General features: G+C 65.4%; 22 protein-coding genes and 1 pseudogene. 11 read left to right on the top strand and 12 right to left on the bottom strand.

The window, feature by feature from the left end; all coding sequences use genetic code 11:
• Positions 1 to 6 precede the first annotated feature (6 nt).
• A complete protein-coding gene (locus HU230_RS01585; protein ID WP_176533266.1) occupies positions 7 to 1,335 on the bottom strand; it encodes an MFS transporter in 1,329 nt (442 codons plus the stop codon).
• A 201-nt stretch (positions 1,336 to 1,536) separates the two neighbouring features.
• Here HU230_RS01585 and HU230_RS01590 point away from each other — a divergent pair, with 201 nt between their 5' ends.
• Together HU230_RS01590 and HU230_RS01595 are read left to right on the top strand one after the other, a co-directional pair.
• Complete coding sequence (locus tag HU230_RS01590; RefSeq protein WP_176533265.1) at positions 1,537 to 2,472, top strand: LysR substrate-binding domain-containing protein; 936 nt, start codon at positions 1,537 to 1,539, stop codon at positions 2,470 to 2,472.
• Between the two features lie 246 nt (positions 2,473 to 2,718).
• A complete protein-coding gene (locus HU230_RS01595; RefSeq protein WP_176533264.1) occupies positions 2,719 to 3,069 on the top strand; it encodes a hypothetical protein in 351 nt (116 codons plus the stop codon).
• Between the two features lie 10 nt (positions 3,070 to 3,079).
• On the opposite strand, the pseudogene HU230_RS01600 reads toward HU230_RS01595, so the two are convergent.
• Together HU230_RS01600 and HU230_RS01605 are read right to left on the bottom strand one after the other, a co-directional pair.
• Positions 3,080 to 3,794: pseudogene (locus HU230_RS01600) on the bottom strand (glutamine amidotransferase-related protein).
• 84 nt (positions 3,795 to 3,878) lie between these two features.
• Entirely contained in the window at positions 3,879 to 4,853 is a 975-nt protein-coding gene (locus HU230_RS01605; RefSeq protein ID WP_224944083.1) for a hypothetical protein, read from the bottom strand.
• Positions 4,854 to 5,316: 463 nt separating this feature from the next.
• On the opposite strand from HU230_RS01605, the gene HU230_RS01610 reads away from it, so the two are divergent.
• Positions 5,317 to 5,865: a cytochrome b gene (locus HU230_RS01610; RefSeq protein WP_176533263.1), complete on the top strand. Its 549-nt coding sequence runs from the start codon at positions 5,317 to 5,319 to the stop codon at positions 5,863 to 5,865.
• A gap of 15 nt (positions 5,866 to 5,880) precedes the next feature.
• On the opposite strand, the gene HU230_RS01615 is transcribed toward HU230_RS01610, so the two are convergent.
• On the bottom strand, positions 5,881 to 6,408 hold the full coding sequence (locus HU230_RS01615) for an Lrp/AsnC family transcriptional regulator (RefSeq protein ID WP_176533262.1): 528 nt from the start codon (positions 6,406 to 6,408) through the stop codon (positions 5,881 to 5,883).
• 87 nt (positions 6,409 to 6,495) lie between these two features.
• Between HU230_RS01615 and ald the strand changes: the two genes are divergently transcribed.
• Positions 6,496 to 7,611 (top strand): alanine dehydrogenase, encoded by a 1,116-nt coding sequence (gene ald / locus HU230_RS01620; protein ID WP_176533261.1) that lies wholly within the window; start codon positions 6,496 to 6,498, stop codon positions 7,609 to 7,611.
• A 146-nt stretch (positions 7,612 to 7,757) separates the two neighbouring features.
• Here the strand turns inward: ald and HU230_RS01625 are convergent, their stop codons facing one another.
• Positions 7,758 to 8,546 (bottom strand): IclR family transcriptional regulator, encoded by a 789-nt coding sequence (locus tag HU230_RS01625; RefSeq protein ID WP_176533260.1) that lies wholly within the window; start codon positions 8,544 to 8,546, stop codon positions 7,758 to 7,760.
• Between the two features lie 145 nt (positions 8,547 to 8,691).
• On the opposite strand from HU230_RS01625, the gene leuC reads away from it, so the two are divergent.
• Genes leuC through HU230_RS01655 form a run of 6 tightly spaced genes read left to right on the top strand, consistent with a single transcriptional unit; the run spans position 8,692 to position 14,653 of the window.
• The gene (gene leuC, locus HU230_RS01630; protein ID WP_176533259.1) at positions 8,692 to 10,098 is read left to right on the top strand and encodes a 3-isopropylmalate dehydratase large subunit; all 1,407 of its coding nucleotides are present in this window, start codon (positions 8,692 to 8,694) and stop codon (positions 10,096 to 10,098) included.
• Positions 10,098 to 10,763, top strand: coding sequence for a 3-isopropylmalate dehydratase small subunit (gene leuD / locus HU230_RS01635; protein WP_176533258.1), 666 nt, complete (start codon positions 10,098 to 10,100; stop codon positions 10,761 to 10,763). The genes leuC and leuD overlap by 1 nt, the downstream gene beginning before the upstream one ends.
• Positions 10,760 to 11,893 carry a 3-isopropylmalate dehydrogenase gene (gene leuB, locus HU230_RS01640; protein WP_176533257.1) on the top strand — a complete coding sequence of 378 codons (1,134 nt, stop codon included), beginning with the start codon at positions 10,760 to 10,762 and terminating at the stop codon, positions 11,891 to 11,893. The genes leuD and leuB overlap by 4 nt, the downstream gene beginning before the upstream one ends.
• Positions 11,893 to 12,954 (top strand): ABC transporter substrate-binding protein, encoded by a 1,062-nt coding sequence (locus tag HU230_RS01645; RefSeq protein ID WP_176533256.1) that lies wholly within the window; start codon positions 11,893 to 11,895, stop codon positions 12,952 to 12,954. The genes leuB and HU230_RS01645 overlap by 1 nt, the downstream gene beginning before the upstream one ends.
• On the top strand, positions 12,951 to 13,784 hold the full coding sequence (locus HU230_RS01650) for an ABC transporter ATP-binding protein (protein WP_176533255.1): 834 nt from the start codon (positions 12,951 to 12,953) through the stop codon (positions 13,782 to 13,784). Before HU230_RS01645 ends, HU230_RS01650 begins: the two co-directional genes overlap by 4 nt.
• A complete protein-coding gene (locus tag HU230_RS01655) occupies positions 13,781 to 14,653 on the top strand; it encodes an ABC transporter permease (RefSeq protein ID WP_176533254.1) in 873 nt (290 codons plus the stop codon). The genes HU230_RS01650 and HU230_RS01655 overlap by 4 nt, the downstream gene beginning before the upstream one ends.
• Positions 14,654 to 14,745: 92 nt before the next feature.
• Here HU230_RS01655 and HU230_RS01660 read toward each other — a convergent pair whose 3' ends face one another.
• Positions 14,746 to 14,952 carry a hypothetical protein gene (locus tag HU230_RS01660; protein WP_176533253.1) on the bottom strand — a complete coding sequence of 69 codons (207 nt, stop codon included), beginning with the start codon at positions 14,950 to 14,952 and terminating at the stop codon, positions 14,746 to 14,748.
• 218 nt (positions 14,953 to 15,170) lie between these two features.
• Here HU230_RS01660 and HU230_RS01665 point away from each other — a divergent pair, with 218 nt between their 5' ends.
• Positions 15,171 to 15,428, top strand: coding sequence for a hypothetical protein (locus tag HU230_RS01665; protein WP_097673301.1), 258 nt, complete (start codon positions 15,171 to 15,173; stop codon positions 15,426 to 15,428).
• Between the two features lie 84 nt (positions 15,429 to 15,512).
• On the opposite strand, the gene garD is transcribed toward HU230_RS01665, so the two are convergent.
• From garD to HU230_RS01695, 6 genes are all read right to left on the bottom strand, one after another.
• Positions 15,513 to 17,054 (bottom strand): galactarate dehydratase, encoded by a 1,542-nt coding sequence (garD, locus tag HU230_RS01670; protein ID WP_176533252.1) that lies wholly within the window; start codon positions 17,052 to 17,054, stop codon positions 15,513 to 15,515.
• Positions 17,055 to 17,127: 73 nt separating this feature from the next.
• On the bottom strand, positions 17,128 to 18,576 hold the full coding sequence (locus tag HU230_RS01675) for an aldehyde dehydrogenase family protein (RefSeq protein ID WP_176533251.1): 1,449 nt from the start codon (positions 18,574 to 18,576) through the stop codon (positions 17,128 to 17,130).
• A 16-nt stretch (positions 18,577 to 18,592) separates the two neighbouring features.
• Positions 18,593 to 19,948: a glucarate dehydratase gene (gudD, locus tag HU230_RS01680; RefSeq protein WP_176533250.1), complete on the bottom strand. Its 1,356-nt coding sequence runs from the start codon at positions 19,946 to 19,948 to the stop codon at positions 18,593 to 18,595.
• Between the two features lie 31 nt (positions 19,949 to 19,979).
• On the bottom strand, positions 19,980 to 20,921 hold the full coding sequence (kdgD, locus tag HU230_RS01685) for a 5-dehydro-4-deoxyglucarate dehydratase (protein ID WP_176533249.1): 942 nt from the start codon (positions 20,919 to 20,921) through the stop codon (positions 19,980 to 19,982).
• A 127-nt stretch (positions 20,922 to 21,048) separates the two neighbouring features.
• Complete coding sequence (locus HU230_RS01690; protein WP_176533248.1) at positions 21,049 to 21,954, bottom strand: LysR family transcriptional regulator; 906 nt, start codon at positions 21,952 to 21,954, stop codon at positions 21,049 to 21,051.
• A 137-nt stretch (positions 21,955 to 22,091) separates the two neighbouring features.
• On the bottom strand, positions 22,092 to 23,429 hold the full coding sequence (locus HU230_RS01695; protein ID WP_176533247.1) for an MFS transporter: 1,338 nt from the start codon (positions 23,427 to 23,429) through the stop codon (positions 22,092 to 22,094).
• Positions 23,430 to 23,528: the final 99 nt, after the last annotated feature.

Here is a 23,528-nt window from a genome sequence, read left to right on the forward strand (position 1 = left end):
GGTTTGTCAGTGGGCGACGGATGACGGGATCGCGCCCGTCAATTCCGTCTCGCGCGGTTTGACGCGCATGGTGGCGGCGATGGCGGAGGCGACGAACAGGAAGCCGGCGATGCCGACCAGCGCCCAGGAGAAGCTTCCGGTGGAGTCCTTGATCAGGCCGATGCACCAGGGGCCGATCAGGCCGCCGAACTGCGCCAGCGTGTTGACCATGGCGATCGCGGCGGCGCCGGCCGCGCCGGTCAGCAGCGAGGCGTTGATGCTCCAGAACAACGGATTGCCGGCGTTCAGACTGAAGCCGACGACGCAGAGGAACACGAAGGCCAGCACCGGGCTCGAGACATAGGCGCTGCCGAGCATGGCGACGGCGGCGAGCAGATAGACGGCCGCAAGATGAAACTTGCGATCGCCTGTCTTGTCCGAGCTGCGGCTGACCACGATGGTGCCGACGACGCCGAGCAGCGGCGGGATCGCCGACAGGAAGCCGACCTCGATGTTGCTGAGATTGCCCATGCCCTTGATGATCTGCGGCAGCCACAGCAGCAGGCCATAGATGCCGACCAGCGCGCAGCCGAACAGCGCCGCCAGCAGCCAGACCCTGATATCGAGCACGCATTCGATCAACCTGTGCTGCCCCTGTTGTTCGATCTCGGCCCGCTCGGCGGCGAGCTCGCCCTCCAGCCAGGCGGCTTGCTCTTTGGTGAGCCAGCTCGCCTTGGCGGGGCGGTCGGTCAGATAATAGAGCGTGAAGAGGCCGAGCAGAATGGTCGGCACGCCCTCGGCGATGAACATCCATTGCCAGCCATGCAGGCCGGACGCACCGTCGAGGAAGGTCATGATGCTGGTCGAGATCGGCCCGCCAAGCACCGCTGAGAACGAGCCGGCGATGATGTATCCGGCGACCGCGCGGGCGCGATAGCGCGCGGGGAACCAATAGGTCAAATAAAGCACCACGCCGGGCATGAAGCCGGCTTCCGCGACGCCGAGGCCGAACCGCATGACATAGAGGCTCAGCGGATTCCAGACAAAGGCGGTCAGCGTGGCGACGAGGCCCCAGGTGATCAGGATGCGCGCAAGCCAGATCCGGGCGCCGAGCCAGTGCAGCATCAGATTGCTCGGCACCTCGAGCACCATGTAGCCGAGGAAGAAGATGCTGGCCGCAAAGCCGAAGATCGCGGGGCTGAGGCCAAGGTCCTTGTTCATCGTCAGCCCGGCATAGCCGAGATTGATGCGGTCGAGATAGTTGAAGAACATCATGACGAAGAGGATCGGGATCAGCCGCCAATAGACCCGGCGGATGGTTTGCTGTTCGAGCTCGCTGACGGACGCTTGGCCCATTGGAATCCTCCCTTGCTTTTTGTTATCGCGCTTATGATCCGAACCGGGCGGAGCGCCTGTTATTCGCGGCGATTTCGCATGGCTGACCGGCTGCGCGTGTTGCCCCTTGGAGCATCCGTGTTTTGGCGCCAAGATCGGGAAACGGACCTGGGAGGTCAAATACCGCTTTGACCCGTCACTTATAGGGAAACGGAATAAGCGATGGATTACAGGCAGCTTCGCTACTTCATCGCGGTCGCCGAAGAACTCAGCTTCAGCCGCGCCGCCAAGCGGCTGCATGTCAGCCAGCCGCCGCTGAGCACACAGATCAAGGCGATGGAGGAGGAGCTCGGCACCAAGCTGTTGTCGCGGACACGGCGCGCGGTTGAACTCACCCAGGCCGGCCAATTGCTGCTGGAACACGCGCGACGCGCCGTCAGCGAGCTCGACCTCGCATCGGAGACCGTGCGCCGCGCAGCGCGCGGTGAAGCCGGCGCGGTCCGTGTCGGTTTCACCGACTCGGTTCCGATGCTCGACATGTTCGCCGAACTGTTCCGCAGCTTCCGCGGCAGCTATCCGCGGGTGAAGATCGAGCTCAGGCACATGTCGACGGCGAAACAGCTGCAGGCACTCGCCGACGCCGAGCTCGACGTCGCGATCATGCGGCCGCCGCTGGATTTCCGGCCCGCGGCCGATCTGCAGGTTCATGTCGTCTGGCGCGACCGCTTGATGGTGTTCCTGCCGATCGATCACCCGCTGGCCGCCGCGCCCGGCAAACTCAGCGTTGCGGACCTCGCCGAGCACGAATTCGTCGGCATGGCCGAGAGCGGTTGCGGCGTCGGTGACCAGGCGGCGATGCTGTGCCGGCGCGCCGGCTTTGCGCCGCGCATCGCGCAGGAGGCGCACGAACTGCGCACGGTGCTCAGCCTCGTCGCCGCCGGGATCGGACTTTCGATCCTGCCGTCGTGTTACCAGCAAGCCGGCGTCATGAACGTTGTCGCGAAGGCGCTGGACACGCCGGATGCGGAGAGCCGCATGCTGGTGGCGATGCGCTCGAACGCCTCGCTGCTGCCGCGCCGGTTCGTCGAATGCGCGCTGCAGGCGGCGTCGCGAAGTGCGCCGCTACTGGTCCCCGAGGTCGCTGCGGCGATCCGCTGATCGAGCCGTGCCGAAGGCGATCGCGCGCTTGAGATGGCGACCTGCCGTGCGTGGCACGCGACGGTCCGCGCTCCCATACTTTCGTCGGCCGTAGTCTCCCGGAATGCAGTCTGGCGTCGGTCTTGCATACTTGAATGCAAGGTGCTGGGGCGCCGCTTCGTCGTGTTTCGCCCGCAACGGCAATGTCGCCGGCGAATGGTAAGTGATGCGCGCCCGCAGCTGGATCAGATCTGCGGAGACCACAACATGCACGCCATCACGCGTGCGGCACTGCTGCTGGGGGCGATATGGCTGACATCGCCGACCCTGGCGCGCGACGACGGCCGCTACACCAATTCACCTCTGAAGCCCTGGTTTGAAAGCCTGCACAGCGGCTACGGACAATGCTGTTCCGACGCCGACGGATCCGTGGTCGCCGATCCGGACTGGGAGTCGGACCACGGCCATTATCGCGTGCACATCGACGACGAATGGGTCGTGGTGCCGAACGAGGCCTTGATCACCGAGCCGAACAAGATCGGACGAACCATGGTGTGGAAGCACTATATCGACGGCCACCCGCGCGTGCGCTGCTTCATGCCGGGCAGCATGACCTGAAGGCGCTATCTTACGCGGGCGTATGGCCGGTGAGAAAGCGCGTGACCACGCCGCCGAGCGTGGCGTGGTCGAGCGGTGCGGCGAGCGATGCCTTGGCCGTCTCGACCACGACATCGGGCGCGAGGCCGCGGCGCAGGTCGCACAGCGCGTCGGCATAATCGACGGTGAATTCCGGATGCGGCTGCACCGACGTCGTGGTGCCGTTGGCATAGAGCAGCCCGGCATGCGGGGTGAACGCGGACGCCATGATGGTGCGTGCGGAGGCGGGCGGGCTGATCACCTGGTCCTGATGCGAGGCGGCCGCCGCGATCGTCTCGCCGTCGATCAGCCCGTTGTCCGGCGCCAGCTGATAGACGTGGCGGCCGATGCCCCAGCCCTTCTCCGATTTGCGCACGGTGCCCCCGAGCGCCTGCGCGATCAGCAGATGGCCGAAGCAGACGCCGACCATCGGAACGCGCTTGTCATGAGCGGCGCGCGCGAAGGCTTCGAGCGGCGCGATCCAGGCGACATCGTCATAGACGCCGGCCGCCGATCCGGTAATCAGGATCGCATCCAATGTGGCCGGATTCGGAAGTGCCTAAACCGTTGGCGACGCTGACGACGTCGCAGGCGATCGACGGATCGGCTGCGGCCACCATCCGCTGGAACATCTGCGGATAGCTTCCGTGGCGCTCGCGGAATTGCGGACTGACGAGCCCGGTTTCGATGATGGTGATGCGGGGCATGGAACGCGCTGACGGATGGGCGGGATGCCTCAGCGTTTACTCCGGAAGCGCTGACGGCCGCAAGCCGTGCGGCGCGGCCGCCGCTCAATTCCGCGACGGCGCCGCCGCGTCGATCGTTGCGGTGTGCTGCGCCGCCGGCGTCGTGCTGAAGATCGCCGGTGTCGGGCTTTCGATCGCCGGCGTCGTCGCGACGATCGCAGGCTCGGTGCGGTAACGCGGCAGCTGATCCTCGAGCGAGTAGCCGACGCAGAGCGCGAGGCTCGACCAGACCGCCATGCTGAAATACAGCGACATCCAGGCGATCTCCTCGCGCCACTCGGCGATGTCGTGGGTCACGACCCAGCGCCGGCTGACGTCGCGCAGGCCATCGAGCGGATGCAGCAGGGTGCCGCCGGCGGCGAGATTGGCGCGCCAGCGGTTCAGATACATCGGGACGTCGACGGTCATCAGGAAGGCGAGGAAGGCGGCGATGCCGACGATCGCGACGATGAAGGCCCAGCGCACCGGCCCATGAAACTCGGGCAGCAGCCGGCACAGCGCGATCCCGACCAGGAAGAACACCACGGCCCAGATCGAGTTCTCGATCGCGTTGCAGAGATAATGGGTGGTCAGCACCGCATACCAGGAGAAGCATTCCGCAATCACGATCAGCGGCACAATGATCCAGGCGATGTTGATGGTGGTCTCGGCGCCGGTCATGGTGCCGAGCTGATACAGGATGATCGCCCATTGCGCGGCGAAGCAGACCTCGGCGACGGTCGCAACGGTGCGGCCGACCACGACGCTCGACAGCCAGGTGTCGAACAGGCAGATGCGCTGCACGTCGGCGCGCGGCAGCACCGAGCGGAAGGCGCAGCCGAACACATAGGCCGCGCAGAGCAGCAGCATCAGGCCGATGCCGGACGTATTGCTGAGGCTGCCGTTCGACTGCTCGTTGAACTGTCGGTACAGCGCGAACCAGATCGCGATGTTGGCGGCGCTGACGAGGCTCAGGAAGCCCCACCACCGGACCACTGGATTCGACCAAGCCAGCGAAACCGGCCGCGCCCGCCACTCCATGCTCATTCACCGCTCCGCGTGTAACCGAACTGATATTGAATTGTAGTAATTCTGTCATAGAAGACAGCGAATCACGACTAAAAAATGCGTGTGGCGCGGGGCCGGGCGGCTCCGATTGTGACAGCGTTTGTGACAGCGACCGCGGTTTGTGACAGCGAGCGCGTGGCGAGCCCTCCGTTCGTCATTTCGGGACGCGCGGTAACCTCTTCGTCACTTCGGGATGCGCCGAAGGCGCAGGCCCGGAATCCATCGGGCTGCCGTGTTGCGGTTGAATGGATTCCGGGCTCGCGCTTCGCGCGCCCCGGAATGACGATGGAGGGAGCCCCGGCCTTCGCGATCGTGATCGAACTTGACGCCCGCGCCGGTAGGCAGGCGTCGCGCGATCATCTTTGAAACGGCTTCCTTTTTTCGGGCCGAACCCGCAAGGGCTGGCTTCAAACGAAGGCGCCTTGTGACGACGGACATGACGGCCAGCTACGATCCGCTGCTGCGCAGGATTCACTGGGCGACGGCGGTGCTGTTCATCGCGGCGATGCTGATCGGGCTCTATTGCGGGCTGCAGCCGGCGGGGACGTCGCCGCGGCGCGAGCTGCTCGAGGTGCACAAGTCGCTCGGCGTCACCCTGTTCTTCCTAGCGATCCTGCGGCTGATGGTGCGGGCCGTGACCACGACGCCGCCGGAGCCGGGCTCGTTCTCTCCGCTGATCAGGATCGCCGCAAGACTCAATCACTGGGCGCTCTACGCCATCCTGTTCGTGATGCCGGCGACCGGATACATGTTCTCGTCGGCCGGCGGCTATTCGCTGCGCTATTTCTGGACCTTCAGCTGGCCGCGCCTGTTCGCCGACAACAAGGCGGTGGCGGAGGCCGGCGAGCTGGCGGATGGCGCGCTGGCCTATGTCGTCTATGCCGTGGTCGCGCTGCATATCGCCGCGACGCTGTGGCATGTCTTCGTCAAGAAGGACGAGACGCTGGCGCGGATGTGGCCGCGCGCGAGCCGTAATCCGTTCTGACGCTGCGATCGACCCTCAGCCGCGCAGGGCAGTTTCCGGGATCGTTCGGCGGACCACTTCGCGCATCGCGAAGCTGGAATGGATGCGGGCGACGCCCGGCATCCGCGACAGATGCTGCTTGTGGATGCGCTCGAAGTCGGCGATGTCGCGGGCAATGACTTGCAGATGATAATCGTCGCTGCCCGACATCAGATGGCAGGACACGACGTCGGGGCAGCGTGAGATCGCGGCCTCGAAGGCTGCGAGATAATCCTCGCTCTGCTTCTCCAGCGTGATGGTGACGACGACGGTCGTTACAAGGCCGAGTGCCGTCGGCTCGAGGTCGACGCGGTAGCCGCGGATCACGCCGATCTCCTCGAGATGGCGGATGCGCCGCGCGCAGGCGGTCGGCGACAGCCCGACCTTCTCGGCGAGCTCGATCTGGCTGGCGCGAGCGTCGGCGACCAGCTCGGCAAGGATTCTGAGATCGATACGATCGAGACCGTCCACGCAGTTTTCCTTCGAAGGCTGAGCTGGAAACGAAGGATATGAGCGGATCTGCATGTGCACAAGCCGGAATTCGCTGAGAAACGCCATGTGACGAGGAATAGCCTTGAGGCTAACGGAAACGAATCCTTCAAGGAGCGGACCATGCGCATCGGCGTGCCCAAGGAAATCAAGGTCGAGGAATATCGGGTCGGGCTGACGCCCGCCTCGGTGCGGGAATATGTGGCGCACGGCCACGAAGTCGTGGTCCAGCGCGGCGCCGGCGACGGCATCGGTGCCGGCGATGACGTCTACACCCAGGCCGGCGCACGGATTGCCGACACCGCCGAAGAGGTGTTCTCGGTCGCCGAGATGATCGTGAAGGTGAAGGAGCCGCAGCCGTCCGAATGGATCCGGCTGCGTGAGGGCCAGATCCTCTTCACTTATCTGCATCTTGCGCCCGACGTGCCGCAGACCGCGGGGCTGATCGCCTCCGGCTGCACGGCGGTCGCCTATGAGACCGTGACCGATGCGCATGGCGGGCTGCCGCTGCTCGCGCCGATGAGCGAAGTCGCCGGCCGGCTGGCGATCGAGGCCGCGGGTGCTGCGCTGCGCAAATCCGCCGACGGCATGGGCAAGCTGCTCGGCGGCGTGCCGGGCGTTCCGCCGGCGCGCGTTGCGATCATCGGCGGCGGCGTGGTCGGCACCCATGCGGCGCGGATGGCCGCCGGCCTTGGCAGCGACGTCACCATCCTTGACCGCTCATTGCCGCGGCTCCGTGCGCTCGACGACCTTTTCCTCGGGCGTGTCCGCACCCGTTACGCCACACTGGAAGCGATCGAGCAGGAGGTATTCGCGGCTGACGTTGTGATCGGCGCGGTGCTGGTGCCCGGCGCCAGCGCGCCAAAGCTGGTGTCGCGCGCACAGCTCGCAGGCATGAAACGCCGTGCGGTGCTGGTCGACGTCGCGATCGATCAGGGCGGCTGCTTCGAGACCTCGAAGGCGACCACGCACCAGGCGCCGACCTATCTGGTCGACGACATCGTGCATTATTGCGTCGCCAACATGCCGGGCGCGGTGCCGGTTACCTCGAGCCACGCACTCAACCACGCCACCTTGCCGTTCGGCCTGGCGCTGGCGTCGAAGGGACTGCGCGCGCTGGTCGAGGATCCGCATCTGCGCGCCGGCCTCAACGTCCATCGCGGCCGCATCACCAACCGCGCGGTGGCCGAGAGCCAGCATCTGTCGGCCGTGATGCCCGAGGAAGCGCTGGCGTCGTAGGAATTTCGACGCGCATTTGTAGCCCGGATGGAGCGAAGCGCAATCCGGGGCCGATCTCTCCGCGGAGGGACTGCCCCCGGATCGCGCTTCGCTCCATCCGGGCTACGGTTCTATCGTCCGCGGGACGCGTTGAGCGTCTTGAGAGGTCATTTTTCAACGACTCTCGGCCCGGCCACATCCGTCAGTTCTTTCAGCCGGCTCTGCATGACTTCAATGATCTGCTCGCGCTTTGCCGCGATCCGTTCGATTGGTCCGCCGATGCCGATCGCGAGCGGAGCGCGTCGCTTCGGCAGGGGAACAAGCATGCCGATTGTGTTTGCGCCCGGCGTCGTGCGGCCGCTCGACTCGGAAAAGCCGCGGCGGCGGATGCGCTCGACCTCTTCCAGAAAGGCCGCTTCGCGAACGCGCGCCGACTGACTCGGCTCCTCAGCGTTATTGCGACGGATGATGCCGCGAATTTTGGTGTTCGGCATCTGGCTCAGCAGCACGTGTCCGAGCGCGGTGCGAACCATCGGTCGTACTTGACCGGCATTTGCAATGAACTGAAGCTGATTGCCGCCGGGGACAACGTGCAGATACCGCATCCCGGCGGCGCCGGCCTGTTGTCCAAGCATGACGGTCTCGCCGCCCGTCGCGGTCCAGAGTTCCTCCATCAGATCGGTGAGCTTTTGATCACGGAACGGAGAACGACGGATCCAATCACCGAGCAGATTGACCCGGTAGCTGGGGATGAAACGCCGGGTCCGTCGGTCGTACTCAAGGTAGTTTAATTCAACGAGGCTGCGAAGCAACACTGACGTACTCGATTGGGGCATCTCCAGCGCGGAAGCTATTTCAGTCACGGAAGCAGCCCGCTTTGTTTCCCGAAAGAACTCCAGAACTGCAAACGACCGCATGGCCGATTTGACGATGGCCGTCTTGTTCGCATTCGGCATGGCTGTCTCCGCGGCGGGGCAACGACCGCGCCTCCATCACATATGTGATGTTAGGGCAAAACTGCTTCACTTGACGACAACTTTGGCACAGATTGGCGCCAATTAGATCAAGCCGCATGGAAACGCGGAGAGCAGGGGAAGGCTGATGCCCGGACGAAGTTTGGTCGAGAAGATCTGGGACCAGCATGTCATCGCCCGCCTCAGCGAGGACACGGACCTCCTTTCTATCGACCGCCATCTGCTGCACGATCTCGGCGGCTCGCGCGGCCTGCTCGATCTCAAGAGCCGTGGCCTCAAGGTTCACAATCCCGAACTGACGTTTGCGACGCCGGATCACGCGTTGTCGACGGCGCCCGGCCGCGCCGGAACCAGCAAGATCGGACAGGAATTGCTGGCTGCGCTGCGGACCGAGACGGCGGCGAGCGGCATCACGCTGTTCGATGTCGACCAGCCCGGCCAGGGCATCGTCCACGTCATCGGGCCGGAACTCGGCTTGAGCCTGCCGGGCGCGACGATCGTCTGCGGCGATAGCCACACCTGCACCCATGGCGGCCTCGGCGCGCTCGCCTTCGGCATCGGGTCGAGCGAGCTCACCCACGTGCTGGCGACACAGGCATTGATCCAGAAGCGTCCGAAGACGCTGCGCGCGCGCTTCGAGGGCAAGCTGCCGCTCGGCGTCACCGCCAAGGACATGATCCTCGCACTGATCGGGCATATCGGCGCCGCCGGCGGTACGGGTTACGCGGTCGAATATGCCGGCAGTGCGATCCGCGCGCTGCCGATCGAGGGACGGCTGACGATCTGCAATCTCTCGATCGAGCTCGGCGCCAAGATAGGCATGGTGGCGCCCGACGAGACAACGTTCGAATTCCTGCGCGGCCGTCCCTATGCGCCGCAAGGCGAGATGTGGGATCTCGCGGTCAAGGCATGGCGCGAACTGCCGAGCGATCCCGATGCGGTGTTCGACCGCGAGGTCGTGATCGATGTCGAAAAGATCATCCCGCAGGTGACCTGGGGCATCAGCCCCGAGCACGTCGTCGGCGTCGATGGCGTCATTCCCGATCCGAAGACGGTCGACGATCCGGCGCGGCGCGCCGCGATCGAGACCGCGCTCGAGTATATGGGCCTGCAGGGCGGCGCGCCGATTGCCGGCACACCGGTCGACTGGGTGTTCATCGGCTCCTGCACCAACAGCCGGCTCAGCGATCTGCGCGCCGCGGCCGAAGTCGTGCGCGGCCGCAAGGTCGCCGCCGGGGTCCGCGCCTGGGTGGTGCCGGGCTCGGAAAACGTCAAGCGCGAGGCGGTGGCCGAAGGGCTCGACAAGATCTTCATCGATGCCGGCTTCGAATGGCGCGAGCCGGGCTGCTCGATGTGCCTTGCCGCCAATGGTGAGGTGGTGGCGCCCGGGCAGCGCTCGGTCTCGACCTCGAACCGCAACTTCGTCGGCCGCCAAGGGCCACGCGCGCGGACGCATCTGGCGAGCCCCGCGAGTGCTGCGGCCTCGGCCATTGCCGGCGCGATCGCCGATGTCAGGATGATGGGACGCCAGTGATGCCAAAACCGTTCGACAAGCTCACCGCAACCGCCGCGCCGATCATGCGCGCCAATATCGATACCGATGTGATCATCCGGATCGAGCGCCTGGTCGGCAATTCGATCCGCGGCACGCTCGGCAAATGGGCGTTCGGCTCGCTGCGCTATCTGGCCGACGGCTCGGAGAATCCGGATTTCATCCTCAACCGCGAGCCCTACCGAGAGGCGGAGATCCTGGTCACGGGGCCGAATTTCGGCTGCGGTTCGTCGCGCGAGGGCGCGGTGTGGTCGCTGCAGGAGCGCGGCATCCGCGCCATCATCGGCTCCGGCTTCGGCGACATCTTCTTCGCCAACTGCTTCCAGAACGGAATTCTGCCTGTTCTCGTCGACAAGGCCGTGGTCGATCAGCTCGCCGCCGACATCGAGGCGACGCAGGGCGCGGGCAAGGTTTCGATCGACCTCGAGGCGCAAACCATCGTCTCGCCGTCGGGCGCTCGGCATTCGTTCGAGATCGATCCGCGGCGGCGCGAAGGGCTTTTGAAGGGGCTCGACGAGGTGGCGCTGACATTGCAGCGCGATGACGAGATCCACGCCTTCCAGGCTTCTGACCGCACAACGCGGCCCTGGATTCATTTTCAGAAGACAGCCGCTTCAAGGACACCCGTTTCAAGGACATCTGCATGAGCACGCAATCCAACATGGTCAAGGTCGCCGTCGTCGGCGGCGAAGGCATCGGCCCGGAGGTCACAACGCAGTCGCGCCGCGTGCTCGAGTGGTTCGCGGCCAAACGTAACGTGCCGATGACCTTGCGCGAGGCGCAGTACGGCCTGATCCCGTATCTGGCGACCGGCAAAGTGCTGCCGGAGGACACCGCGGAGGCGATGGACGAGGCCGACGCCATCCTGTGGGGCGCGACCGGTGGACCGGAGACCACCGAAGTGCCGGCGGCGGCGCGCAAGGCCGGCAGCCTGCTGGGGCTGCGCAGCAAATACGATCTCTACGCGAACTTGAGGCCGATCGTGGCGAGCCCGGCGCTATCGGCGTCGGCGCCGCTCAAGCCCGAGGTGCTTGACGGCGTCGACTTCGTCATCATCCGCGAATTGACCAGCGGCATCTATTTCGGCGAGCCGCGCGGCATCGAGACATTGCCGGATGGACAGCGCCGCGGCTTCAACACCGAGCAGTACACGACCAACCAGATCCGCCGCGTGGCGCGCTCGGCCTTCGAGCTGGCGCGGACCCGGCGCAACAAGGTCTGCTCGGTCGACAAGGCCAATGTGCTGGAGACCAGCGTGGTCTGGCGCGAGGAGGTGATCAAGCTGCACAAGGAGGAGTTCTCCGACGTCGAGCTGACCCATCTCTATGTCGACAACGCCGCGATGCAGATCGTGCGCGAGCCGCGGCAGTTCGATGTTATGGTGACGGGCAACATCTTCGGCGACATCCTGTCCGACTGCGCGGCGATGGCCTCGGGCTCGCTCGGCATGCTGCCGTCGGCCTCGCTCGGTCCGATCGATCGCTTCGGCCGGCGCAAGGCGCTGTATGAACCGGTGCACGGCAGCGCGCCTGATATCGCGGGCAAGGGCATCGCCAATCCGCTCGGCTCGATCCTCAGCGTCGCGATGCTGTTGCGCCTGACGCTGAATCGCCCGGAGGATGCCGACCTGCTGGAGCACGCGGTGCAGACCGCGCTCGCCTCCGGCGCGCGCACCGCCGATATCGCCGAGGCCGGGGCGAAGAAGCTGTCGACCGCCCAGATGGGCGATGCGGTGCTCAGCGCGCTCGACAAGATCTCGGCGAAGGAGCACGCGTGATGGCGCGCCTCACCGTGCCGCATGTTTCAAGGCGATCGGCACTGACCGTGATCGCCGCCGGCGGCGCGGCGCTGGCGACCGGGCGTGGATGGGCGCAGGCGGCGACCGGCCGCGCAATCTATCCGGTCGCGGTGCCGGTCTATCAGACACAATTTGTCGCTGACCGCATCGGCTACTTCAAGGAAGCCGGGCTCGACTGCAAGCTGGTGCAGGGCGGCAGCGGCGTGAAGACCCGCGAGATCATCGCCTCGTCGCAGGGCGACATCGGCATCGGCGACGTCACCCATCCGATGCAGCTGACCAACCACGGCCGCGCTGCGCGCGTGCTGCTGCCGGTCGACACACGGTCGAACTCGGTGATGTTCATCCTGCGCAAGGATCTGAAGGACCAGGGCATCAACTCGCTGGAGGCCTTCACGCAATGGAAGCGGCCCGACGGCCGCAAGCCGATCGTCTCGGTCTCCTCGCTCGGCGGCACCAACCATGTCTGGGCGTCCTACTACATGGAAACCATGGGGCTTGACGACAAGGTGACCTGGATCGGCACCGGCAATGTCGACACCATGCTGGGCTCGCTGAAGTCGAAGCAGGTCGATATCCTCGTCAGCTCGCTGTCGCTGTTGAACGAGGCGCAGCAGCAGGGATGGGGCGAATTGCTGTTCGACGGCACCGACGAGGCGATCTGGAACAAGCATATCGGCGGCAAGGTGCCGGTGACCGCGCATTTCACATTGCAGGCGACCATCGACAAGGACCCCGCCAAGATGCAGGCCTACGTCACCGCGCTGTGGCGCGCCTCACAATGGATCAAGACGCACAAGCCGGCCGAGGTCTATGATGCCATCGAGCCCTATGTCGGCAGCACCTCGCGCGACGCCAACCTGCTCGAGATCACCGCGATCCAGAAGGTCGCGGACTATGAGGGTATTGTCGACGCGGCGAGCTTCGCGCGCGGCGAGAAGGTCTGGTTTCGCGAGATGACCGGCATCAAGCCGCTCAAGATCGCTGATGTGGTCAACTCCACTCTCATCGACACGGCGCGAAAGGCCTACCCGGGTTGAGCGCGCTCGAGACGAGCGCACCCTTGTCGCCGCACGCCTCGGCCGACCGCCGCGTCGAGGTCAAGGGCCTGAGCAAGTCGTTCCAGCTCGCCAGGACCACGATCGAGGCCGTTCGTGACGTCAGCTTCGACGTGCGCCGCGGCGAGTTCGTCGCGCTGCTCGGCCCGTCGGGCTCCGGCAAGAGCACGGTGCTCAACATGATCGCCTCGCTGATCCGCCCGACCGGCGGCGAGATCCTGATCGACGGCAAGCGCGTCGTCCCCGGCAAGGCGACGCCAGATGTCGGCTATGTGTTCCAGCGCGACACGCTGTTTCCCTGGCGGACCGTCGCCGACAATATCGGCTACGGGCTGGAGCTATCCGGCGTGCCGGCTCCGGAACGGAAAGAGCGCATCGCGCAATGCGTCGCGCAGGCCGGGCTCAAGGGATTCGAGAACGCCTACCCGTCGGCGCTGTCCGGCGGCATGCGGCAGCGCGCGGCGCTGATGCGGACGCTGATCGTCGAGCCGCAGATCCTCCTGATGGACGAGCCATTCGGCGCGCTCGACACCCACACCAAGATCGACATGCACGAGGTGCTGCTTCGGATCTGGGAGCGCGAGCAGCAGACCGTGCTGTTCGTGACCCACGATCTCGGCGAGGCGCTGACATTGGCCGACCGCATTATCCTGTTCTCCGCGCGGCCGGGCCGCATCAAGGACATGTTCGAAGTCGACTTCGCCCGCCCGCGCGACGCGGTGAAGGTGCGCGAGACCCCGCATTATGCCGAGCTGTTCCAGCACATCTGGCACTCGCTCGGCGAGGAATTCGTCAAGGGCCGCAGCGTATGAGGCGACACGGCATGCTCAGTACGATCGGCTGGCAGGTCCTGATCTGCTCCATCGTTCTGTCGGTGTGGCAATGGGGTTACGACCTCCACACGAAGCTGCCGTGGCTGGTGCCCGACCTGCTCGATCCGTACTTCATCTCGAAGCCGTCGATGATCTTCGACAACTTCCTGATCCAGAGCTGCCTCACCTCGAAGCTCGGCGTCTTCAACGGCTGGTTCAACGGCGAGTTCGCAAAGTGCCTGGCGCGCAACGAGAACAATCTCTGGGCCGCGACGGCGATCACCCTGAAGAACACCTTCTTCGGTTTCGTGACCGGCGTGGTCAGCGGCTTCGTCGCCGGGCTGATCCTCGGGCGCTCCGACCGGCTCAGCGCGATCTTCCAGCCTTTCATCACGGCGGTGAATTCGATCCCGCGGATCGCGCTGGCGCCGATCATCGTGCTGGCGTTCGGCATCGGCGATATGTCGAAGATCGTGACTTCCTGGATCGTCGTCGTGTTCCTGGTGTTCTTCAACACCTTCGAGGGCGCGCGCTCGATCGACGAGGGCTTTACCAACGCGGCGCGGCTGCTCGGCGCCAGCGAGTGGCAGATCACCCGCACCGTGGTGATCCCGTCGACCATGGCCTGGGTGTTCGCCTCGCTGACGCCCGCGATCTCTTTTGCCTTGATCGGCGTGATCGTCGGCGAGTTCATCGGCGCCGAGCGCGGCATCGGCCGCCTCATCATCGAGTCCGAGGCGCGAGGGGAAGCCTCCGGCATGATGGTCGCGGTCGTGGTGCTGATGCTGGTCGGCGTCGTGCTGTCGGCAATCATCTGGCGGCTGCAGGCCTATCTGCTGCGCTGGCAGCGGCAGCACAGCGCCGAATAAGAAGCGGCCCGCGGCGACGTTTCATTTGTCGCGCGCGGGCCATTTCCAGACCTGGGATTTTCAGACTTGGGCTGGCTCAGACTTGGGCTGGCTCAGATTTGGGCTGCGGTTTCCGACGGAGCTGCGGGTGCGGTCTCCGACGGCGAGGTTTCGCCGTCGAGCCAATCCTGCTCCTTGGCCAGCGCGCGCCAAGCCGCCTCCATGCGCTTGAAGCGATTGTAGGTCGGCTCGTCGTCGGCGCGCTCGGCAAGCTGCGCGCAGTTCTCTGCATTGTCGAGGAAGTGCTGCGATTGTTTCATGGAACGTCCTCCTGTTGATGGGGACGTGGGCCATCAAATCAGGCTATTCAACGCGTGGAACATGAGCATTTCGCCACACAGGTGAATGTCTGTTCAGCGAGGTTCCCTACAGGATGTTCCGCATTTGCGCGGGGGCGATTGCACTCTGATCGATATAGGAACGCTATGTCGCACCCGACGTTCCTCCTCCTCATCGCCACTCGAGGAGGAGAGACGTCATGAGAAAGTATCTGTTTGCCGCGGCCATGGTGACCGCGATCGCATCGCCTGCATTCGCCGATGAAATCGGTGTTCGTGCCGGCCCCGTCGGCGCCGGCGTCACGGTCGGCGAGTCGCATGAATATCGCGATCGGGATCGCGACCGCACCACCGTGATCAGGGAGCGCGAGCCGCGTCATGACCGGACCACGGTCATCAAGAAGCAGGACGAGCTCGGCAATCGCAGCAAGACCGTCATTCATCACGACGACGATTGATGCCGATCAAGACCATGAAGATGAAAGTCCGCCGTTGACCTCGTCACGCCGGACTTTCCATATGCAGGCTAGCCTGCGCTGTTGCTAGGTAACCGGCGCCGGGTTGAACAGCGTGAGATCGTTATGAATGCCCCAGCGGTCCGACCACGGCCTGGTCCGTCCGCTCGCGACGTCGAGGATCAGGCGGAACAGGTCCCAGCCGGTTTCCTCGATCGTCTTCTCGCCGGTCGCGATGCAGCCGGCGTCGAAATCGATCAGGTCCTTCCAGCGCCGCGCCAGCTCGCTGCGGGTCGCGACCTTGATGACGGGCGCGGCGGCAAGGCCATAGGGCGTGCCGCGGCCGGTGGTGAACACCTGCAAGGTCATGCCGGAGGCGAGCTGCAACGTGCCGCAGATAAAATCGCTGGCCGGTGTCGCGGCGAACAGCATGCCCTTCTGCCGCGCCTTCTCGCCCGGCGACAGCACGCCAGCGATCGGGCCGGAGCCGGACTTGACGATCGAGCCGAGGGATTTTTCGACGATGTTGGCGAGCCCGCCCTTCTTGTTGCCCGGCGTGGTGTTGGCGCTGCGGTCGGCACCGCCCCGGGCGAGATAGGCATCGTACCAGGCCATCTCGCGGATCAGCGCGCGGCCGACATCCTCGTTGACGGCGCGGCGGGTCAGAAGCTGGATTGCATCGCGCACCTCGGTCACTTCCGAGAACATCACGGTCGCGCCGGCGCGAACCAGGAGATCGGCGGCGAAGCCGACTGCGGGGTTCGCGGTGACGCCGGAGAACGCATCGCTGCCGCCGCATTGCAGGCCGATCACGAGATCGGCGGCCGGGCAGGTCTCGCGCGTGCGGGCGTTGAGCACCTTCAGGCGGGCCTCGGCCTGGGTCATGATGGCATCGACGATGGCGCCGAAGCCGTCGAAGGCTTCGTCCTGCATCCGCACGATGGCATCGCTGACGCCTTCCGGCACCAGCCGTTCCGGCGCGAGCTTCTCGCAGCCGAGGCCTATGACCAGGATCTCGCCGCCGAAATTCGGATTGAGCGCGAGATTCTGCAACGTGCGGATCGGCACCACGGCGTCGGGCGCGGCAATGGCGACGCCGCAGCCATAGGCATGGGTCAGCGGCACGACGTCGTCGACATTGGGATATTTCGGCAAGAGCTCGGCGCGGATGCGCTTCACCGCATATTCCATCGTGCCCTTGACGCATTGCACCGAGGAGGAGATGCCGAGGATGTTCTTGGTGCCGACCGAGCCGTCGGGATTGCGATAGCCTTCGAAGGTAAAGCCTTCGAGCGGTGGCAGTGCCGGCGGCACCGCGGTTGCGATCTCGAGCTGATCGAGCGGCGGCGCGTCGGGCATGCGGATGCGCGCTTCGTCGACCCATTCGCCGGCCAGGATCGGCGACAGCGCATGGCCGATCACCTCGCCATAGCGGATGATCGGCGCGCCCTCGGCGATGTCGTCCAGTGCGGTCTTGTGGCCTTGCGGCACGAAGGCGCGCAGCGTCAGGCCGCAGGCGAAGCGCGAGCCGGCAGGCAAGCCGAAATCATTGACGACGATCGCGACATTGTCGCGCGTGTTGAGCTTGATGTAGCGGGGCTGCTCCTGCGCGCCGATCGGTTGGTCCATGCCGTATTCCTCCTGGCTTAGCTTCACCTCCCCCGCAAGCGGGAGAGGGGGCGCACCTCCCGTGCGGTAAGACTCAACCCGGGAAGGTGTAGGCCGTCTTCACCGTGGTGTAGAACTCGCGGGCATAGGCACCCTGTTCGCGCGCGCCGTAGCTCGAGCCTTTGCGGCCGCCGAACGGCACGTGGTAATCGACGCCGGCGGTCGGCAGGTTGACCATCACCATGCCGCTCTCGCTGTTGCGCTTGTAGTGCGAGGCGTATTTCAGGCTTGACGTGCAGATGCCCGAGGCGAGGCCGAACTCGGTGTCGTTGGAGATCGCGAGCGCCTCCTCGTAGTCCTTAGCGCGGATCACGCAGGCGACCGGGCCGAAGATCTCCTCGCGGGCGATCCGCATCCGGTTGTTCGCCTCGGTGAACAGCGCCGGCTGCAGATAGAAGCCGGGCGTCTCGCGGTTCAGCAGCTCGCCGCCCCAATGCAGGCGGGCGCCTTCGTCCTGGCCGATCTTGATGTAGCGAAGGTCCTGGTCGAGCTGGCTCTGGTCCACGACAGGGCCGACATGCACGCCGCTCTTCAGCGCGTCATCCACCGAAAGACCCTTCATGCGCTCGGTCATCGCGGCGACGAAGCGGTCGTGAATCCCCGCGGTGACGATCAGGCGCGAAGACGCCGTGCAGCGCTGGCCGGTTGAGAAATAGGCGCCGTTGACCGCGACCTCGACCGCGACCTTGACGTCGGCATCGTCGAGCACGACCAGCGGGTTCTTGCCGCCCATCTCGAGCTGGAACTTCTTCATCGGATTGGAGAGCACGCAGGCCTGCGCGATCTTGCGGCCGGTCTGCACCGAGCCGGTGAAGGAGATCGCGGCGACGTCGGGATGATCGAGCAGGGTCTGGCCGACCACCGAGCCCGAGCCGACCACGAGGTTGAAGACCCCGGCCGGAATGCCGGAGCGCGCGATGATCTCGGACAGCGCATGCGCGGAGCCCGGCACCAGCTCGGCCGGCTTGAACACCACCGTGTTGCCGTAGCAGAGCGCGGGCGCGATCTTCCAGGCCGGGATCGCGATCGGGAAATTCCAGGGCGTGATCATGCCGATGACGCCGACCGGCTCGCGGGTGATCTCGACATCGAGACCGGGGCGCACCGACGCACCCTTCTCGCCCATCAGCCGCAGCGCCTCGCCGGCGAAGAACGCAAAGATCTGCCCGGCGCGCGCCACCTCGCCGATGCCTTCCGGCAGCGTCTTGCCTTCCTCGCGCGCCAGCAGGCGGCCGAGCTCTTCCTTGCGGGCGAGGATTTCGACGGAGATTTTGGTCAGCGCGTCAAAGCGCTCCTGCGGCGTCGAGCGCGCCCAGGCCGGGAAGGCGGCTTTCGCCGCGGCGATCGCGTTTTCGGTCTGCGCCTTGTCTGCCTTGGCGTATTCGCCGACCACATCGGCCGTGTTGGAGGGGTTGATGTCCCGCGTGATGCTTGTTCCGTCGATCCATTCGCCGGCGATGAAGTTCTTCTGGTGAGCGGTCATGTTTCCACCTTTCTTGTTAGCGCACGAGGCAGGGACGCTTGTCGTCGAAGGTCCAGCCGGGGATCAGGAACTGCATGGCCAGCGCGTCGTCGCGGGCGCCGAGGCCATGCTGCTTGTATAGCGCGTTCGCCGCCTCGATGGCAGCGCGATCGAGCTCGATGCCGAGGCCCGGCCGATCCGGGATCGCGATCTTGCCGCCCTTGATCTGCAGCGGCTCCTTGGTCAACGCCTGGCCGTCCTGCCAGATCCAGTGGGTGTCGATCGCGGTCACCTTGCCGGGCGCGGCGGCGCCGACATGGGTGAACATCGCCAGCGAAATATCGAAATGATTGTTGGAGTGCGAGCCCCAGGTCAGGCCGTTGTCGCGGCAGGTCTGCGCCACCCGCACCGAGCCCTGCATGGTCCAGAAATGCGGATCGGCGAGCGGAATGTCGACCGCCCCGAGCCGCAACGCGTGGGAGAGCTGGCGCCAGTCGGTCGCGATCATGTTGGTTGCGGTCGGTAGCCCCGTGGCGCGGCGGAACTCGGCCATGATCTCGCGGCCGGAGAAGCCGGCCTCCGCGCCGCAGGGATCCTCGGCATAGGCGAGCACGCCATGCATGTTGCTGCACAGCCGGATCGCCTCGTCGAGCGACCAGGCGCCGTTCGGGTCGAGCGTGACGCGGGCTTTCGGAAAACGCTTGGCGATCGCCGTGACGGCCTCGATCTCCTCTTCACCCGCGAGCACACCGCCCTTGAGCTTGAAATCGGCGAAGCCGTAATGCGCCTGCGTCGCCTCGGCGAGGCGGACGATCGCCTCCGGCGTCATCGCCACCTGATGGCGCAGGTTGAACCAGTCGGGCTTGCCGGTCTCGCCTTCGACATAGGGAAGGCTGGTCTTCCTGCGGTCGCCGACGAAGAAGAGATAGCCAAGCGTCTCGACGCTGGTGCGCTGCTGGCCTTCGCCGAGCAAGGCTGCGACCGGGAGATTGAGATGCTGGCCGAGCAGATCGAGCAGCGCGGATTCCACCGCGGTCACCGCATGGATGGTGACGCGGAGATCAAAGGTCTGCTTGCCGCGGCCGCCGGCGTCGCGGTCGGCGAAGGTCCGGCGCATCGACGCCAGGATGTTGTTGCACGCGCCGATGCTCTGGCCGACGACGAGGTCGCGGGCGTCCTCGAGCGTCTTGCGGATCTTCTCGCCGCCCGGCACCTCGCCGACGCCGGTGTGGCCGGAGTTGTCTGTGAGGACCACGAGATTGCGGGTGAAGAACGGCGCGTGTGCGCCGCTCAGATTGAGGAGCATGCCGTCGCGGCCGGCGACCGGGATCACCTCCATCGCCGTGACGACGGGGGCGCCGGCAAAGCCGGTGCGGATCGTGTCTTGAATCATCTGCTCCTCCCTTGGTCGTTGGCCGTTCGGCTTATTCCGCCGCCTGCCGGGCCGCGGCCTGCGGCAGCCTAGCCACCAGCGCCGCGAGCTCGGCGATCTCCTGCTCGGTGAGATCGGTGAGCGGCGGGCGCACCGGGCCGGAATCGCGGCCGATCACCTTCATGCCGGCCTTGATGATCGACACCGCATAGCCCTTCTTGCGGTTGCGTATCGCGATCAGCGGCAGGATGAAATCCTTCAGGCCCGCATGGATGGTCTGATGATCGCGGCGGCGCACCGCGGCGTAGAACTTGGTCGCGAATTCCGGCACGAAGTTGAACACCGCCGACGAATAGGTGGTCACGCCCATGTCGAGATAGGGCAGTGCAAAGGTTTCTGCCGTCGGCAGGCCGCCGATATAGGTCAGGCGGTCGCCGAGCCTGGTGTAGACGCGGGTCATCAGCTCGATGTCGCCGATGCCGTCCTTGTAGCCGACGAGGTTCGGGCAGCGCTCGCAGAGGCGCGCCAGCGTGTCGGGCTGCAGGATCGCATTGTCGCGGTTGTAGACGATGACGCCGATCTTGACCGACGAACACACCGCCTCGACATGGGCGGCAAGGCCGTCCTGCTCGGCATGCGTGAGATAGGGCGGCAGCAGCAAGAGGCCGTCGGCGCCGGCCTTCTCGGCGCCAACAGCGATCTCGCGCGCGATTGACGTGCCGTATCCGGTGCCGGCCAGCACGGGAACGCGGCCCTTGGTCTCTTCGACCGCGATCTTCACGACATGCGGAACTTCAGCCGGCGTCAGCGAGAAGAACTCGCCGGTGCCGCCGGCGGCGAACAGACCGGCGACATCATAGCCGCACAGCCAGTCCATGTTGGCGCGATAGGTCGCCTCGTCGAAAGAATAGTCCGGCTTGAACGGGGTCACGGGGAAGGACAGGAGGCCGCCGCCGATTCTCGCGGCCATCTCCTGAGGGGTCAGCTTGCTCATGGCGCCACTCCTGGAATGATGTTGGGATAGGGGATGCGCGAGCAGCGCGCGTCCGTGGCGGAATTCTTAAGGAATGCTTCGATGCGCGTCCAAGCCAAACGCGGTATCGAGCGATGCACAATCTGCATCAATCGCCGCGCAGATGCGGCGCGGCGATTTCGGTTGCGATCTCGATCAAGGACGGCAGCAACTGGTTCTCGTGATCGCGCCGCCACACCATGAACAGTTCGACCGGCACCGGCGTGCGCAGCTTCAGCGGCTTCAGCTTGACGTCCGCGATCTTCAGGCTGGCGGCGGCTTCCGGCACGATCGCGATGCCGAGCCCGGCACGCACCATCGCGAGAATCGAATGGATCTGGCTGAGATGCTGCACGTAGCGCGGCAGCACGTCGGCGCGCGTGAACAGCGACACCAGCAGATCGTGGAAGTATCGCGCCTCATAGGGCGAATACATCACGAAGGGCTGGTCGTCGAAATCCTTGATACTGACGGTGTCGGCTGTGGCCAGCGGATGCTTCTTCGGGATCGCGGCGAGCAGCGGCTCGGCCACGACGCGCCGGCTGGCGAATTCCGGCCGCGCGATCGGCGGGCGCAGCAGGCCGGCATCGATCTGGCCGGTGGTCAGCGCCTCGAACTGATCGCCGGAGACCATCTCCTTCAGGGAAAAATCGACCTCGGGCAGGCGGGAGCGGGCGGCCGCGATCAGGTCGGGCAGGAAGCCGTAGGCGGCCGCCGCGGTGAAGCCGATCTTGAGCGAGCCGGTCTTGCCGAGCGCGATGCGGCGGGCGACCTGCGCGGCGGATTCCGCGAGTTTGAGGATGCGCCGCGCTTCCGGCAGGAAGCTGCGTCCCGCCGGGGTCAGCCGCACCGAACGGCTGGTGCGTTCCAGCAGCGGCGCGTCGATGATGTGCTCGAGCACCTGGATCTGCCGGCTGAGCGGCGGCTGCGTCATGTTGAGCCGCGCCGCGGCGCGGCCGAAGTGCAATTCCTCGGCCACCGTGACGAAACAGCGAAGCTGGTTCAGGTCGAACATCGATGCTAGCCTGGAATGGATCGGTCGAGGATTTGTACGTTCTAGCATCGATGCCTCCCACTGGCCAAGAAGACAAACAAGAAGACAAAGACGGCGGCCGAAGCCGCCGTTGATTGGTTGTTGCTGCGGCGGTCCGGTCAGGCCACCTTCAGCTGCACCCGCTTGATCTCGCCGACGATGAACAGATAGGCGATCGCCGCGACCAGCGCGTTGGCGCCGACGAACACCAGCGCGCCGTTGAACGAGCCGGTGGCGGCGAGGATGTAGCCGATGATGATCGGCGTGGTGATCGAGGACAGATTGCCGAAGGTATTGAACAGGCCGCCAGAGACGCCGCCGGCTTCCTTCGGCGAGGTGTCGGAGACGACCGCCCAGCCAAGCGCGCCGATCCCCTTGCCGAAGAAGGCGAGCGCCATGAAGCCGACCACCAACGCCTGGCTGTCGACGTAGTTGCAGGCGATGATCGTCATCGACAGCAGCATGCCGCCGACGATCGGGATCTTGCGTGCCATGGTCAGCGAGCCGGTGCGGCGCAGCAGATAGTCCGAGATGACGCCGCCGAGCACGCCGCCGATGAATCCGCACAGCGCCGGCAATGTCGCGACGAAGCCGGCCTGCAGGATCGAGAGCCCGCGCTCCTTCACCAGATAGACCGGGAACCAGGTCAGGAAGAAGTAGGTCAGCGTGTTGATGCAGTATTGGCCGATATAGACGCCGAGCATCATGCGATTGGCGAGCAGCTGGCGGATATGGTCCCAGCCGGGGCCGCTGTCGTGTGCCTTGCCGGCCTTCGCCGCGTCCATGTCGACCAGCGCGCCGCCCTGCTTGATGTAGTCGAATTCGGCCTCGTTGATCCCAGGATGGTCCTTTGGCTCGTAGATCGTCTTGATCCAGGCGATGCCCATCACGATGCCGAGCCCGCCCATTACGTAGAACACGTGGCGCCAGCCGTATTCGTGCGCGATCCAGCCCATCAGCGGCGCGAAGATCACGGTCGCGAAATACTGTCCAGAGTTGAAGAACGCCGATGCGGTGCCGCGCTCATTGCCGGGGAACCAGGCCGCGACGATGCGGGCATTGGCCGGGAACGATGGCGCTTCGGCGAAGCCGACCAGGAAGCGCAACCCGAACAGCAGCGCCACGGCGGCGCCCGCCGAGAGGAACCCGACCAGGCCCTGCATCGCGGTGAAGATCGACCAGACGATGATGCTGATCGCATAGACCCATTTGGAGCCGTAGCGGTCGAGCAGCCAGCCGCACGGCACCTGCGCGACCACATAGGACCAGCCGAAGGCTGAGAACACGTAACCCATCGCGACGGGGTCGAGATGCAGTTCCTTGGACAGGGCGGGGCCGGCGATCGAGAGCGTGGCGCGATCGGCATAGTTCACGGTGGTGACGAGAAACAGCATCGTCACGATCAACAGCCGGACGCGGGATCGCCGCGCGTCCGTGGCGGACACAATTGCGCTCATTCGCGCCTCCTTGAAAAGATTTCCTCGGGGACTGTCCTAGAGAGATGACGACAATGGGTCCAAGCCGAAACCGGTATTGATCGATACCAATTTTGAATG

It is taken from the genome of Bradyrhizobium quebecense (genome assembly GCF_013373795.3).
In the GTDB taxonomy this organism is placed as follows: Bacteria; Pseudomonadota; Alphaproteobacteria; order Rhizobiales; family Xanthobacteraceae; genus Bradyrhizobium; species Bradyrhizobium quebecense.